Origin of the sequence: Romboutsia sp. 1001713B170207_170306_H8, assembly GCF_015550495.1 — a bacterium.
Classification (GTDB): domain Bacteria; phylum Bacillota; class Clostridia; order Peptostreptococcales; family Peptostreptococcaceae; genus Romboutsia_E.
The window spans coordinates 1-15055 of sequence record NZ_JADNAX010000017.1 but is presented as its reverse complement, the minus strand read 5'-3'; the positions used below and the strand labels follow the sequence as shown (position 1 = coordinate 15055).

Annotated in this window: 15 protein-coding genes; 1 reads left to right on the top strand and 14 read right to left on the bottom strand. The window is 26.4% G+C overall.

Annotation, left to right across the window (positions count from 1 at the left end; translation table 11 throughout):
* Nucleotides 1-18: 18 nt before the first annotated feature.
* The 6 genes from I2A66_RS16110 to I2A66_RS16085 form a co-directional block, all read right to left on the bottom strand.
* The gene (locus tag I2A66_RS16110) at nt 19-456 is read right to left on the bottom strand and encodes a COG2426 family protein (protein ID WP_195252001.1); all 438 of its coding nucleotides are present in this window, start codon (nt 454-456) and stop codon (nt 19-21) included.
* Between the two features lie 689 nt (nt 457-1145).
* The gene (locus I2A66_RS16105) at nt 1146-1640 is read right to left on the bottom strand and encodes a hypothetical protein (protein ID WP_147516857.1); all 495 of its coding nucleotides are present in this window, start codon (nt 1638-1640) and stop codon (nt 1146-1148) included.
* A gap of 103 nt (nt 1641-1743) precedes the next feature.
* On the bottom strand, nt 1744-2373 hold the full coding sequence (locus tag I2A66_RS16100; RefSeq protein WP_195252000.1) for a Mor transcription activator family protein: 630 nt from the start codon (nt 2371-2373) through the stop codon (nt 1744-1746).
* On the bottom strand, nt 2367-3689 hold the full coding sequence (locus tag I2A66_RS16095; RefSeq protein WP_147516859.1) for a replicative DNA helicase: 1323 nt from the start codon (nt 3687-3689) through the stop codon (nt 2367-2369). The genes I2A66_RS16100 and I2A66_RS16095 overlap by 7 nt, the downstream gene beginning before the upstream one ends.
* A gap of 18 nt (nt 3690-3707) precedes the next feature.
* Complete coding sequence (locus tag I2A66_RS16090; protein WP_330615497.1) at nt 3708-3926, bottom strand: conserved phage C-terminal domain-containing protein; 219 nt, start codon at nt 3924-3926, stop codon at nt 3708-3710.
* A 6-nt stretch (nt 3927-3932) separates the two neighbouring features.
* Entirely contained in the window at nt 3933-4457 is a 525-nt protein-coding gene (locus tag I2A66_RS16085) for a hypothetical protein (protein ID WP_195251998.1), read from the bottom strand.
* Between the two features lie 239 nt (nt 4458-4696).
* Between I2A66_RS16085 and I2A66_RS16080 the strand changes: the two genes are divergently transcribed.
* Entirely contained in the window at nt 4697-5374 is a 678-nt protein-coding gene (locus I2A66_RS16080; RefSeq protein WP_147516861.1) for a helix-turn-helix domain-containing protein, read from the top strand.
* 188 nt (nt 5375-5562) lie between these two features.
* Here I2A66_RS16080 and I2A66_RS16075 read toward each other — a convergent pair whose 3' ends face one another.
* From I2A66_RS16075 to I2A66_RS16040, 8 genes are all read right to left on the bottom strand, one after another.
* Entirely contained in the window at nt 5563-6126 is a 564-nt protein-coding gene (locus I2A66_RS16075) for an NAD-dependent epimerase/dehydratase family protein (RefSeq protein WP_147516862.1), read from the bottom strand.
* A 242-nt stretch (nt 6127-6368) separates the two neighbouring features.
* Complete coding sequence (locus I2A66_RS16070; RefSeq protein ID WP_147516863.1) at nt 6369-7535, bottom strand: nucleotide sugar dehydrogenase; 1167 nt, start codon at nt 7533-7535, stop codon at nt 6369-6371.
* Nucleotides 7536-7767: 232 nt separating this feature from the next.
* Nucleotides 7768-9207 (bottom strand): flippase, encoded by a 1440-nt coding sequence (locus I2A66_RS16065; RefSeq protein WP_147516864.1) that lies wholly within the window; start codon nt 9205-9207, stop codon nt 7768-7770.
* Nucleotides 9207-10514: an O-antigen polymerase gene (locus I2A66_RS16060; RefSeq protein WP_147516865.1), complete on the bottom strand. Its 1308-nt coding sequence runs from the start codon at nt 10512-10514 to the stop codon at nt 9207-9209. The genes I2A66_RS16065 and I2A66_RS16060 overlap by 1 nt, the downstream gene beginning before the upstream one ends.
* A gap of 166 nt (nt 10515-10680) precedes the next feature.
* Nucleotides 10681-11859: a glycosyltransferase family 4 protein gene (locus I2A66_RS16055; RefSeq protein ID WP_147516866.1), complete on the bottom strand. Its 1179-nt coding sequence runs from the start codon at nt 11857-11859 to the stop codon at nt 10681-10683.
* 2 nt (nt 11860-11861) lie between these two features.
* Complete coding sequence (locus I2A66_RS16050; protein ID WP_147516867.1) at nt 11862-13016, bottom strand: glycosyltransferase WbsX family protein; 1155 nt, start codon at nt 13014-13016, stop codon at nt 11862-11864.
* Entirely contained in the window at nt 13013-13891 is an 879-nt protein-coding gene (locus tag I2A66_RS16045) for a glycosyltransferase (protein WP_147516868.1), read from the bottom strand. Before I2A66_RS16045 ends, I2A66_RS16050 begins: the two co-directional genes overlap by 4 nt.
* A gap of 4 nt (nt 13892-13895) precedes the next feature.
* Nucleotides 13896-14684: a glycosyltransferase family 2 protein gene (locus I2A66_RS16040; protein WP_147516869.1), complete on the bottom strand. Its 789-nt coding sequence runs from the start codon at nt 14682-14684 to the stop codon at nt 13896-13898.
* Nucleotides 14685-15055 lie beyond the last annotated feature (371 nt).

Sequence of the window (15055 nt, the reverse complement as noted above, 5' to 3'; positions counted from 1 at the left end):
CCAAATAATTGTTCCTTATTATATTATATGCAGCGCTAATCCGGATACTATGATCCCTGCCATAGCATTTCCAATAAATATGCCCATAAGAGCATCTTTTATCCTCATTTTAAATATTGATGCTAAAGCTGCTGCACTCCAAGATCCAGTTGTAGGTAGTGGTACTCCTACAAACAATATAAGACCTATTATACTCGCAGACTTTAGCTTCTTTGCTCTACCATCTATTTTATTATCTATCCATCTTACTATTTTGTTAAAGTATTTTCTATGTCTTAAGTAGTCTATTACTTGTCTAAATACTAAAACTATAGGAACTGCAACTATCGTTGATCCTAGTAAGCAGAATAAATATAAATAGATTGGATGTAAATCCATTGCTATTCCTAATGGTATAGCGCCTCTTAACTCTATTACTGGCACCATAGAGAAAAACATTAATTTTATGTATTCCAATATATAAGTCCTCCACATATCTATATGTTATTAAATCCCATACTTTTATATTATACTTTTTTTTAGAAGAAAAATTTGTCGTTTATTGTATTTTTAACATATTTTTTATATGAAATAATAGAATTCTACCTCGATATAAATCTAGTATTCCCTTACCGATTTATATATTTTTAAATACAATATTAAATCTATATTTTTCATTTAAATATTAAATATATTTATTCTTAATTAGTTATAAATTTTAATATTTAATAATATTTAATACTAAAACTTATAACTAAGGAGATTATTATGAAAAATAAAAATGATATAAAAATCAAACTACTTAGTACAATCTGTTTAACTCTACTAACAATCATACTTTTATTTATATCTTGCAGAATATTCTTTGCTATTATAAACGTATTTATATACTTCACTGGGCTAGTGACTATATTCTTATATACTTTATTCATTATTGGAATCATAACCTACCTCATATTTAAGACAATTAGAAAATCCAATAAATTTAATAGAAATGACTTAACCATAGTAGAAATTTTAGATACATGTATATCTATTCATTTAAAATTTAACTTAAGCTTGTTATTAATAAACTTAATATTACTAATAATGTATATATATCTATAAAAATATTAGCTTAAATAAATAAAAAAACACTTTGAAATTCCAAAGTGTTAAAGTATCTTTTATATAGTTGTAATTACAAATATTGAAAGTATAAGCAATACAGTTGGTAAAATTACTGTGGCTATATTAGATATTGAAATATTAAATATTCTTAAAACAAAATTATCTTTCAATCTTTTACTTGATTTTGAACTAATTTTTAGATCTAATACAGACTGTCTCTGATATCTATATTCTAACATTGATATTATATCTCTTATTGTATTTCCAATAGCAGTTAATCTTGAAGCATATGCACCAGATATAAAAAATAGTATAACAGAAAATACAATTCCTATTATAGGAAATATTTTCATATTTATAGTGGTAGGTATTCTTAAATTATATAATTCTGCAGTATAAGGCAATATAGTAACTATTAATCCTGCTAAAAATAACTTTATTGTGTTTGACCATAAAATAGTGTCTCTATGCATCCATTCATTTTCGTATACATTTAAAAGTTGTATTAAATCACTTGTACTTTCTATATCAAATTTTTTCTCTTTACTCATATGTCTAACCTTTCTATATTATTAATTCCATTTAAATATTTTATTAAAATATCTATAATAAATCAATAATCAAAAAGCTATACTATATTTCGACACAACTTTACTACTTAATCTTAAACAACCTACTACTAACAACACGACAATACCTCTCATAAAGCTCAGGATCTTCCTCCCTAAGCCTTTTAGAATCAAAACTACTCCTAGAACTCTTCTTCCAAGTAACCTTCCTCTCCTTAACAAAAGCAGTCTCACTTTCCTTCATAACACCCATCAATGTATGTTCAATCTTATCCTTCTCCAACTTCAACCTAGAAATATCCGCCACAATCTCATCATACCTACAAATACTCTCATACAAATCATCATCCAAAACCTTAGTCTCACTCACAACATCACTATATAACTCCTTAACAAGCCTACCATACTCAGCACTACCAATAGGAGCTGTAATCTTAACTTCCTTAGATCTTCCCTTTAAAATCTTCTTCATAATAATCCTTCTCAAATGACCCTCACTAATTCTATACGCCTTAGAAAAAGACTTATAATCTCCACTAAAAGTTTCCCTAAGTATTCTATCCCTAACATTTCTAGTAACACGATACTCAACAGGAATATAAATACTCATACCACCAGCATATCTAATCAACTTCCTATAAGCATCAAGACCTATAACCTCTGCCAAATCTCTAAACTGCTCTGGTATATCCTCCAACTTCAACTTATCTAACATACATATCCTCCCATATTCTCCTTTAGCTCCTCAAAATGAAGTCTAGATCCATTATAAGCAAAATACTTAAACTTCTTCTCACCATCCCTACACTTTGCAACTATAACTTCCACTAACTTTATTCCATTTTGCTTAGCATTTAATATACTATCCTTACTTCTTCCCAATTTTCTAGCAGCCTCTTCTAAATCACCTTCACTTGGCTCATGAATATAAAGCACATTATTACTATCATGAAACAAAGCCTTTGACTCTCTCATAGGTCTCTCTCCCATTGGTCTAAAATCTTTCATCTCATCATTTAACTGACTAAGTTGAATTACACTCATATTAAAATCTAATGTAATATTTTTTAAATCTCTAGATATTCCAGCTACTTCTCTTTCTCTATTTGATAAGTTATTACTTGGAGTCATTAATTGAACATAATCTACTATTAGTAAATCTGGTTTGATTTGTCTTATACGTTTTCTGATTTGTGCTACGGTGTGGATTTTATCGTTGATAAAGATTAAATTATCTTTATTCATATCTGATAGGACTTCGACTATTAACTTCCATTCCTCGGCACCAATATTGCCTGATTTCATTTTATTAGTATTTATTCCTGTCTTTTTAGTTAAATTTCTCATAAGTATTTGTTCTTTTGACATTTCTCGGGTAATAAACAAAACTTTCTTACCCTGTTTTAAAACATTAAGCATTATTTGAAGTGCTAAAGAAGTTTTTCCTACACTAGACTTTGCAGCTATAGTAGTTAACTCTCCTTTATATATTCCACCTATCACCTCATCTAAAAACTTAATACCAAACTTTATATTAGATATATTTCCACCTTCTAATAAATCCATTATTGATTGACTTATAGAAGATATATCATCCTTATATGTATCTTCATAATACACATTCTTAGTTTCATTTTCAAAATTAAAAATCGTTGAATCTAAATCTTCACCTGACATAATTTTATTTAAAGTTACTTGAAACTTCTCAGCCCAAGTTCTTCTTACATACTTTTCTTTTAAAGTATGTACATATGAATATATACTATAAGTTTTACAAATAGAGGTTAAATCTACTAAATAAGATAACTCTAAATTTACTTTCTTCATCTTAAGCTTTTCTGCTACATTTACTAAATCTATACTAAGCCCATCAGATTTAAGCTCTATCATAGAATTAAATATTGCTCTTGTATATTCATTAGAAAAATAATCTTCACTTACTTCTTCTAACTTATAATCAAAACTATTATCTAATAATATACATCCTAAAAAAGACTGCTCAGTTTGAACTGAAACTAATAAACTAGACATAATATATTTCCTCCTATCCTAATCATAATTAAATGATGGATTCCAAGGACTATTATTACTATCAACTTCAGGGGTTGGTGATTTGTACTCATTTAAATAATCTTCAAACTTTGTACCAAATAAAGTACGAGGTCTTAAAAATATATCCATACTACTATCTTTCCATTGAGCACATTTTGTATCTATAACTTTATAAAAATCTTCTACAGTGAATTTTTCCAAGAGTCTTGCATTGATGTGTGATTAAGTTTTTTGTGATGTTGGTTTAAAATTCTTATTAGCTCTTTTATTTAATCTATTGATTACAAGCCTATATATATCTTTTCTTTTTAAAACTTCTTTTTTTAATGTATCAGTAACTGTTTTATCCACTTGTTCATTTTTAATTTTATCACCAGGTTTTAAAGTATTTAAATCACTTGATTGTACATTATTATTTACCGGTTCATTTATCGATTCAAATACCGATTCATGGCTATAGTCAAAAATATACTCATATATTGATGCTTCTGTAGAACTTTTGCTTTTCTTGATGCATTTTATTATATTTAGTAATTCAAATTCCTTAGTTAATCTTTGTATTGTACTTTGACTTAATTTTAATTCCTTTGCTGCTATCCTATTTGTAATCTTAAAATGTCCCCTTGGTAACTCTCCTTTTAATCTTTCTATATTCTCAGCTCTTATTATTAAATGATGAAAACCTAACTTTTTTGTATCTAAGGCATCGAACCTTAGTACATTTCCACTGATACAGTAATATGACATTACATAATCCCCCTCTTAATTACATAATTTTTTAATTTAAATTCCCATTGCTTAATATAAATGTATACGTTTTCATTTCCAGTGTCAACTGTAATTTTAAATAAATTACATGTAAATAAGAACATTAGTTCAATTTCTTATTATCCTTTTAATTTTGATAGTTTTTGATATTAAATTATATTTTTCATACTTTTATGTGCTATACTTTTATTAAGAATTGTATACAAAGGGGCTAAATTATGAAGTTAGATGATAAATATACTCATCCAGGGGAGTTTTTAAAAGAGAATAGATTAAGTAAGAAGTTATCTCTTAGAGGTTTGTCTAGTATTGCGGGTATTAGTCATACAGAGATTTCTAAAATTGAAAATGGTGAAAGAGAGCATCCTAGTTCTACTACTTTATTTAAAATTTGTAATGCTCTAGAATTAGATTATTATAGTATTGCTGATTTATTTGGAATTAATCCTGTTCATGTTGATAGCAATAATGATAATAAAGTTATGAATAAAGTTAAAGCTAAAGATTTAGAGCATTATGGTCTAATTAAAATTTGTGAAGAAATTTCTAATAAATACGGTATAGATGTTACTCCAGATAAGTTAACTCTTAAGCATAGAGTTGGTGGTAAGTGTGTTTTAGATTATGTTTATTTTGGAGATAAGGATCTTGTTATTGGAATTGATGTTAAGGTTGTTTCTAGTTCTACTCACCCTTATTTGTTTAAGCTTGTTAAGAGTAATTTTGCTGATTTTTATTTTAGTTTTTCAGGTCATCGTGATGTTGGTGATTTGGATTATTTTGTTGTTTTTGTTTGTGAAGATGAGTTTGTTTTTAGTGAGATGAATGAGGTTTATAAGGCGGAGCTTTATAGATTTGGCCCTGTTCTTAGTAGTAGGATTTACCTTGCTGAGTGATTTTTTTGCATAAAGAAAGACTAACATTCCGATCCTGTTAGCCTTAGCTTTACAATAAAAAATTATATATAAAAAAGTTGATAAATAAAAATGAAATTAAGGATTATATTTTAATATTTAACAATGATAAAAAATTTTATACCTGTATTTGCTAGTTCTTTAAATATTATTTCCACTCTATCTATTCATTATATATCGTAAATTTCACAATGGTCATAATTGTGTATTATACTATCGATCTTATTGCAGTAATCATCTATATCGCAAGTTTCATTATATCTAGATATACTTGCTCTTAAACCATATTCTTTTTCATATGCTATAACTAATTTATCTGCTGCTAATTTCGATGCTACGTAATTTGGGATTTCTGTATTTTCAAGTTTTTTATAGACTTCATTTGTAGATACCTGATGATAAATCTTTACTCCATATTCTCTGCTTGCATCTAAAAGGTTTTGAGTACCAATTATATTCGTTATTGTAAATATGCTTTTATCATTTGTGTCTTTATTATAAATTTTTGCTGATGCACAGTTAATTACTATATCAAATTCTTCTTTTTCAAATAAATTAAGTATAAAATTTCTATCTGATATATCTCCCTCTATATATCTTAAATTTTCATAATTATAATCACTATTTATTTTATCTAGGTTTATAATACTATAATCTGGATATATCTTTTTTATATATTTTATAAAATTAGATCCTAAAAATCCTGATCCACCTGCTACTAATACTTTTTTCATATTATTTCTCCTTTGTAATATGTTATTAAATATCCTATTTATTATTTATAACTGTCATATATATTATTGTTCTTTAATTATATAAGTTCCTTTATAATCTTTTCACTATTTATTTCATTTAAACTATAATTATTCTTTCATTTCGATCTTTATATACATTAATATATAGATAATAATACAAATTAAGATAAAAAAAGAAAAGCTTAGACGAAAATTCATCTAAGCTTTTCTTTTTTTATTTTTTAATCTCTTTTAAATAAATCTCTTGTATATACTTTTTCCTCTACATCATATAAATCTTCTGATAATCTATTTGAAACTATAACATCACACATAGACTTAAATTCATCAAAATCTCTTATAACCTTAGAGTTAAAGAAGGTATCCTCTTTTAATACTGGTTCATATACTACAACTTCTATACCTTTAGCTTTTATTCTCTTCATTATACCTTGTACAGAGGATGCTCTAAAGTTATCTGATCCTGTCTTCATAGTTAATCTATTTATACCAACTACTTTTGGATTTCTCTTTATTATTTGATCTGCTATATGATCTTTTCTAGTTCTATTAGCATCAACTATTGCTCCTATTATATTATTAGGAACATCATCATAATTTGCTCTTAATTGCTTTGTATCCTTTGGTAAGCAATATCCACCATATCCAAACGAAGGATTATTATAGTGACCACCTATTCTTGGGTCAAGTCCTACACCTTCTATTATTTGCTTTGTATTAAGTCCTCTTAATTCAGCATATGTATCTAATTCATTGAAGTATGCTACTCTAAGCGCTAAATATGTATTAGAGAATAATTTTACAGCTTCTGCTTCTGTTGAATCAGTAAATAATACTGGTATATCTTCTTTTATTGCACCTTGTACTAGGAGATTTGCGAACTTTTCTGCCCTTTCTGATTGTTCTCCTACTATTATTCTTGAAGGATATAAGTTATCGTATAATGCTTTTCCTTCTCTTAAGAATTCTGGTGAGAATATTATTTTATCCGTATCAAACATTTCTCTTACTTTTTCAGTATATCCTACTGGTACAGTCGATTTTATTACCATTGTAGCTTCTGGATTTATAGATAATACATTTGCTATAACTGCCTCTACACTTCTTGTGTTGAAGTAATTTCTTTCTGTATCATAATCTGTCGGTGTAGATATTATTACATAATCTGCATCTTTATATGCTTTGTGTGAATCAGTTGTTGCTACTAAGTTTAATTCTTTAGTTGATAAATATTCTTCTATATCTTTATCTACTATTGGAGATATTCTATTATTTATCATATCTACTTTTTCTTGTATTATATCTACTGCTACTACTTCATTATGTTGTGCTAAAAGTATAGCATTAGATAAACCAACGTATCCTGTTCCTGCTATAGCTATTTTCATTATTTTATTCCTCCATTTTAACTGTTACATTATATATTTACTTATTTACTAATTCCTTATAGCCTATTTATATTTTATACAAATAGATTATAATATTATAAATATCTCTAGTTACCCTTATTATTTTAAAACTTATTTCTTTTTTAATTATGTAATATTTATTATTACCATGTAGATATTAATACTTTTAAATGTTAAACTGTAGATTTAATAATAAATTTAATATTTATGGCTATTTAGAATACCGCCTTGTGAAACTTATAAATTCATTAAATTCCTTTCTATGATATACAACCATTATTATAATAGATCCAATTATATATACACTTGATCCTATAAATAATTGAACTAATAATGAAATAAATAAATTACTAAATATTCCTATAGATCTAATTATAAAAAACATAATAAATCCTAGAATAAAAAATGGAATTATTCCTTTTAAATATGATATAATAGGTAATTCATTTCTAACCATTATTGTTTGACTAATTGCTACAGTGGCTTCTGAAAGTATCGTAGCAATAACAGCTCCTATTGCACCAAAATTAGGAATTAATATCAAATTTCCAATTAAATTAACAATAGCACCAAAGCACACAGTAAATAAGTATACCTTATCCTTATTATTAGGCATAAGATATTGTGTTCTTATGATGTTTGCCCAACCAACAAACAATACTGAAAATGACAAACTTGTAAGTATATCAATGCAATCTATAAAGCTATCACCTAAAAATAATGGTATAAAGGTTTGTGATATACCTGCAAGTCCAAATGCTAATGCTGGGGATAGAAAAGAAATAAATAACATTGACTTGTTAATTAATATCTTACTTTCTTCATTTTTATTTCTATATGCTAAATTAGACATACGAGGAAGCATTACAGTTCCTAATGCTGAAATTAATCCTAAGGGTATATTTAATACTTTTTCAGCCTGAACATAATATCCCTCTTGAATCATACCAGTCATAGAACCAATCATGATCTTATCCATATATTTATAAATACTCACAGCAACCACAGGTACAAATAGTATTAAATTTGGTTTTAAGTGTTTAAAAATATCATTTGCTCTTGGAATATTTAAATCTATATACCTTTTCAAAAATGGCCAAATTACTAATTGACTAAGTAATGTTCCTACTGCCATGATAGCAGTATATAGCTTCAATTGGCTTTCATTCTTTATAAATACAAAAATTAAAATGATAGTAAAAACTTTAATAAAAACATTCCTTACTATAGTAATTTTAAATTTTTCTAAACTGAAAAAAAACCAGTTAATATCAAATATTACAGAAAACACATATAGAATTTGAATATAAAAAATAACTCTATTTATTTTAGCTAAAAAAATTGCATATATTGAATATAGTACTATACACATTAATGACATTATAAATTGTAATGAATATATCTCATAAAATGTTTTACTTAATTCTGCACGATTCTCTCTTACACGTGCACAACTTCTATTTCCATAGTTGTTGACACCTAGCATAGCAAAAATCATAAAATAATATGCAATTGATTGTGTATATGAATATATTCCTATATTCTCTACCCCAAGAACCCTTGAAATATATGGAGTTGTTGCTAAAGGAAGAATAAGAATAAGAATTTGGTATATACAATTATATATAAAATTTTTTTTAATACTACTCATTATATAACTACTACAGATTTATCATCTGATTTATCCTTTCTAAATATAAAAAATGTCATAATAAAAGCAACAAAAAAGCTCGGCGATGAAAACTCCCATCTAACCATACTCTTAAATATAGCTTGTATAAATATTAATAAAAAAGCTAAGTTTCTATCACTCTGTAACCTCATAGCATTTTTATAAGCACGACCACATAGCCATCCAAATACTGCACTTCCTAAAAAAACACCTATCTCTCTAAAATCTAGATATAAATAATAAAACATGCTTGCAAATGCATTATATGTATGTTTTGGGAATACTTGAACAAAACTTTCAACAACATTAATCATTTCAATAGTGCTTTTTAAACTATTAAATTCAATATTTAATGGACCTAGTATTAATAAATTAAAAATATTTAATGGTGCTCTAAAGAAAGCCAAACCATATGAGGTGAAATTTATAGAATCTATATATTCAATCCAATAATCTAATAATGGTATAGATACTGAAAAGTATGAATACGCACCTTTCCACATCCCCCAGTCATATGTTTTTCCATTCACACGATTTTCTCTTAATTGAGTTACTATAATTATTCCAGCTATCAAACCCACAATTATTACTTTAATTATTTTCTTTATCTTTTTAGGTAATTTCTTTTTTTGTAAAATAAACATATAAATTACTCCTATAATAACTTGCATTAACATAAATCGACTTGCTGAAACAATTAAGTACAATATTTCACCTATAATTGCAAAAGTAAAAACATTTCTATTATATTTTTTTTTAAATAAGGAGATTATAATATATGTTAATAAAATAAATGTACTTGGCACTGCAATATAAGAACTTATATATAGTTCCAATGATGTTTTAAAAAATGAAATATCTTCATATCCTTGATACATTCTTCGTATATAATAATATGAAATACCATTTCTAAGATAGTCTATAACTCTTAATAATTGCATTCCATAAAAAATAATACAAATAATAGCAAATATTAATATTATTTTTTCATTATAAGAATAGTTCTCAAAAGATTTTCTTCCACCACATAAAACTAATTCTTTCTTAGTACAATAATTAATAAAATAACCCAAAACCATTCCAGATATACCAATTGTAATAATAATATATGGACGACTAGAAATGTCCATCATATCAAAAAGACCTAAACTAGCTAAAAATACAATTATAAACCAAAAAAAACTAAAAATTGTAATAGGGTTACAATATGATTTATGAATTTGATAAAATAGTAATGCTATTAATAGCAAAAAAATAATTAAGAATATTTCAATAATAACTATCATCCCTTTCAACGTGCTCAGTGAACAAAATTATGATAAAACTAATATAATTATTATTTTTTCATAATAATTATGCTAAACAATCAAATATACTACTCATTATAGTATTTTAAAGGCAATTATTTAATATTTAATCCCTTAATAAATTCTTAAAGATATCACTCTACCTTCAGCATAACTGTCTAATCAATTTAGCTACTTCTTTACTTGTTTTATTTTTTGTAAAGTTATCTATTGCAAAATTATATCCTTCCTTTGCTACTATCTCACTTTTATCTAAATTATCAACACATTTATTAATAGTAGCTGCTAATTCGTTTATATTATGGAGAGTATATGTATACCCTGTTTTTTCATTAAGTATAAGCTCACTTGTACCTGCTGTATTAGCACCAATCATAAGCATACATTGCAACATACCTTCAACTGTAACTCTTCCAAAAGCTTCACTTGTAGATGCAACTATTCCAAAGTGCATTTTTTCTCTTAATGATTTCATATCATCAATGTATCCACAAAACTCGACAAAATCATGAAGATCTTCATTTTCAATATATCTTAATATCTCTTCATAATACTCTCCAGTCTTTTTGCCCGCAATATATAATTTGCATCTTTTATTTGAATAAGTATTATTTAGACATTTAATTGCCTTTACTGCCTCTAATTGACCTTTTCCTTTTTGTATTGTCCCTGCAATCAGTATATTAATACTTTCATTTGTAAAATTCCATTTAGATATAATGTCACAATTCTCCAAAGATATATCATTATATAATACACTACATTTTGATTTATCATCAATATGATCAATATATTTATCCATTACACTTTTAGAAATAAAAATAATTCTATCAGCAAATTTATTTAAATATCTATAAAGCACATTATCTCCACAAATAATTTTTAAATTATGATCTTCTTTTCCAAATTCTCTAATGTGCCAAATTAAGGGCTTATTAGTAATATATTTTAGCCACCCACCAATAAATAATGTGTAAGTATTTGTATATATTAAATCAATCTTTTTCTTCTTTATTTTACTACATAAAAAAATAGATGCTGGAATTGTAGCAAATAACTTTATAAGCCACTTAAGTAAATATCTAAATTTTTTTATACCACTAATACAATCAGGAAAATCCCAACGACCATACCTCAACCTATATACTTTATATCCTTTTGACGTTGCATAATCAATAGCAGTTCCAAACTTTTTTGGAAATACAATTATTGGATCAATATTTTCATTTTGTGCTAAATAATCAATTATATCCATCATAGAACGGTTTGCTCCATTATGTCTATTCTCATCATGGAATAAAAATAGTACTCTTCTATTCTTCATAATTACTCCTTAATTTCTGGATACTCTGGAAATTCGTCATTTTCATATAATGCATTTTTTACTGCACATAAATACCCTTCTCCATTATCTTCATCAGGTTCTAAATACGCACCTTCTGCCCATTCGTTCCATGCATTAATAAAAATCATATCTTTATTATACCTAGTCTTTGTTACCTTAATAAGCTCTGATAAGTATTTTTCAAACTTGTCAGGCGATCCCCCTACATAAACTCTTCCTCTATCTCCATGACGTGGAGTATTATCCCAATTTACAAAAGCTCCTGGAATACATTTATCATCGCTTGGGTTCCTATTTATAATATGATTCCATGCATCATCATAAGATACGTTATTAAACCCTGTGATTTTTAAACCTCTTCCAAGTTGCCTTAAATCTTTTCCTGTTTTTTTTTCTACAAAACATGATATATTACGCTTAAGTTTTCTTAAAAAAGAAAACTTTTTAGATGTCATATCATAGAAAGAGTATGCTGGTTGGAACTCAATATTATAAGTAAATCTAGAATCATCCTTATCCTTTATTAAATCAAAATTTAATTGCTGGTATGCAAAATTCAATCCAGGTAATCCATTCATTATAGCAAGTTCTTGCCAATAATCTAACATTTCATTTAAAACTTCAATAATTTCTGGGCGATAAATAATAAAAAGTGGTTTTCCATCATCATCTTTAATATATCGGTCATCTTTTAAGAATGGTAATAAATACTCAAAATGTTCTTTCCACTCTTTTTTTTCACCATATCTTTGTGGTATAAGTGTCTTTTTCTCTCCTACCCATGCTTTAGTCCAAGGCTCATTAGCCCAACAAATACAAAATGGTAAATCAATTTGTTTGTTTGAAAGCATCTGCTCCATAGGCTTTTCTAACAACATATGTCCATCAAACCAATAATGATAATAACAGAAACCATATATGCCATATTTCTTTGCTAATTCAACTTGCCATAATTTAGTATTATCATCTAAAAGATTGTAATAATTATTATTTTTCGGAACTCTGGGCTGTCTATGACCTTCATGTAAAGGTTTAGCTTTTTTAACATTTGTCCATTCTGTAAATCCATCTCCCCACCATTCATCATTTTCTGGTATATTATGAAATTGTGGTAAATAAAATGCAATTATCTTCATTGTATCTTCTCCTTAGCCTTATAATTAAGCTTAAAATTATAAACTCTATCTATACAAATATCAGTAGAATTTATCAAATTTTTTAGAAACCTAATATTCTTTTCTTTTTGAGTTTCATCTATCATATTAGTTGAAATATCCTCTTTATGTAATATTTTTAAATCACTTGTATATAACATTTTTAAATCATAGTAATCCATATAAATTTGAAGTAAATCTTCTTCCATATATAAAAATGTTCCATCATCTAGTCCTTCAAACTGATTAATATAAATAGGTGAAAATATTAAGCAAGCTCCATGAAGTCTAATATTTTCAAAATCTCCTATTAAAGTATCTCTTCTTTCAGTTAATCTTTTTTTACGCTCAAGAATTTTAGGTCCTAGTCCCAATAAGTATAAATCAGCTAATCTAATTAATGCCTTTAACTTAAATAGTCTCAATTTAGTACAAGTCCAGTTTCTACGTACAAGAGGATTCTGATGATATCCATCCCTTGTCTCAATATCTGGACCTAAAACACAAAAACTATTCTCTATATACTTTCGAACTATAACATCACAGAAATCACTTTGATTAATAATAGTATCATTATTCAGTAATACAATAAAATCTGAGTCTAAAGTATCTTTTGCATATTTATATCCTACATTGTTTCCCATTGCAAATCCTAAATTTTTAGAATTAGATATTAAAATTATATTTTCAACATCTTTATATGATTCCTTTATATGAATAAATGAATTATTTGTTGAAGCATTATCGACAACTATAATCCATTTATCTTTATAGTTAACATTATTTTGTATTGACTTTATACACTCAATAGTATCTTTCTCTGCTAAATAATGCAGAATGACGAAAGCAACACGCATAAAATTACCTCTCTTTTACATTCTTTCTAACATAAATACGTTTCCATAACGCTAAAAAAGCATATCTAATAAAACAATAGCAACTAAATGGCAGTGATAAATGTTCTATATCTCTATATAAATACCAAACACCTTTTATAGCTTTCTTTTTATCACTAGATAATGAGCCTTCAGTTCTACGATATTTAGCCAGAATTTCATTTAATCCATAACATTCATTACCTGCTTTTAATATCTGAAGCCATGTTGCAGCATCTTGACGGCGTAGCATATTTGGCATTATTAAGAATTTTCTATCTACTATTTTAGTATCTATCATTATTCCAACTGTTTGTAACAGATTATTTGTTAAAAATCCTCTATAATCAACCTTTTTAATCATATACACATTTTTACCTTTTGGTTTTCCTTCATTATCAATTACTTCATATGAGGCACATGAAAAACCATAATTATTTCTTAACATAAAATTTATTTGTATTTCTAATTTTTGGGGATACCATAAATCATCTGCATCTAAATAAGCTATAAAGCGTCCTTTTGCATTGCTCAATGCAATATTTCTAGATATTGCAGCTCCAGAATTTTGTTTGGATTTTATAAGTCTTATTCTCTTATCATCATATGCATACTTCTCAATAATTTCGCATGTATTATCTGAAGAACAATCATCAACAATAATAAGTTCCCAATTTTTATAAGTTTGATGAATTACCGATTCAATTGTATCTTGAATATATCTTTTACAATTATAACTAGGTGTAATTATAGAGACCAAATTATTTTCATTCATTATAAACTCCTATTATTTTAAATATTTTAATGCTAAATTTATTTTTAATATAACTTTATTAGTTAAAATCCTTATGAAATCTCATATTTATTACCATATATAATAAGACGTATTTTCATAAAGCTACTTATTAATTATTTAGATTAGTCTAGATTAGTCATAAAAATTTTATAAATAACCTGTTTTTACTAAAGAGAATATAATAAAAAACATCACTTGTTAATCTATCGATTATACTATCCTCTTAGATAGCAATCAATATATTCTCCAGATATTATATTTTGCCACCAATACTTATTATCTAAATACCATTGAATAGTCATAGCTATACCAGTATCAAAGTTATACTTTGGTTTCCATCCTAATTCTTG

Bases quoted from the DNA above. Each gene is read 5' to 3' on its own strand.
- I2A66_RS16050 (WP_147516867.1), bottom strand. From the start codon at position 13,016: ATGAAGATAATTGCATTTTATTTACCACAATTTCATAATATACCAGAA.
- I2A66_RS16075 (WP_147516862.1), bottom strand. From the start codon at position 6,126: ATGAAAAAAGTATTAGTAGCAGGTGGATCAGGATTTTTAGGATCTAAT.
- I2A66_RS16055 (WP_147516866.1), bottom strand. From the start codon at position 11,859: ATGAAGAATAGAAGAGTACTATTTTTATTCCATGATGAGAATAGACAT.
- I2A66_RS16105 (WP_147516857.1), bottom strand. From the start codon at position 1,640: ATGAGTAAAGAGAAAAAATTTGATATAGAAAGTACAAGTGATTTAATA.
- I2A66_RS16070 (WP_147516863.1), bottom strand. From the start codon at position 7,535: ATGAAAATAGCTATAGCAGGAACAGGATACGTTGGTTTATCTAATGCT.
- I2A66_RS16065 (WP_147516864.1), bottom strand. From the start codon at position 9,207: ATGAGTAGTATTAAAAAAAATTTTATATATAATTGTATATACCAAATT.
- I2A66_RS16100 (WP_195252000.1), bottom strand. From the start codon at position 2,373: ATGTTAGATAAGTTGAAGTTGGAGGATATACCAGAGCAGTTTAGAGAT.
- I2A66_RS16095 (WP_147516859.1), bottom strand. From the start codon at position 3,689: ATGTCTAGTTTATTAGTTTCAGTTCAAACTGAGCAGTCTTTTTTAGGA.
- I2A66_RS16045 (WP_147516868.1), bottom strand. From the start codon at position 13,891: ATGCGTGTTGCTTTCGTCATTCTGCATTATTTAGCAGAGAAAGATACT.
- I2A66_RS16060 (WP_147516865.1), bottom strand. From the start codon at position 10,514: ATGATAGTTATTATTGAAATATTCTTAATTATTTTTTTGCTATTAATA.
- I2A66_RS16040 (WP_147516869.1), bottom strand. From the start codon at position 14,684: ATGAATGAAAATAATTTGGTCTCTATAATTACACCTAGTTATAATTGT.
- I2A66_RS16080 (WP_147516861.1), top strand. From the start codon at position 4,697: ATGAAGTTAGATGATAAATATACTCATCCAGGGGAGTTTTTAAAAGAG.
- I2A66_RS16085 (WP_195251998.1), bottom strand. From the start codon at position 4,457: ATGTCATATTACTGTATCAGTGGAAATGTACTAAGGTTCGATGCCTTA.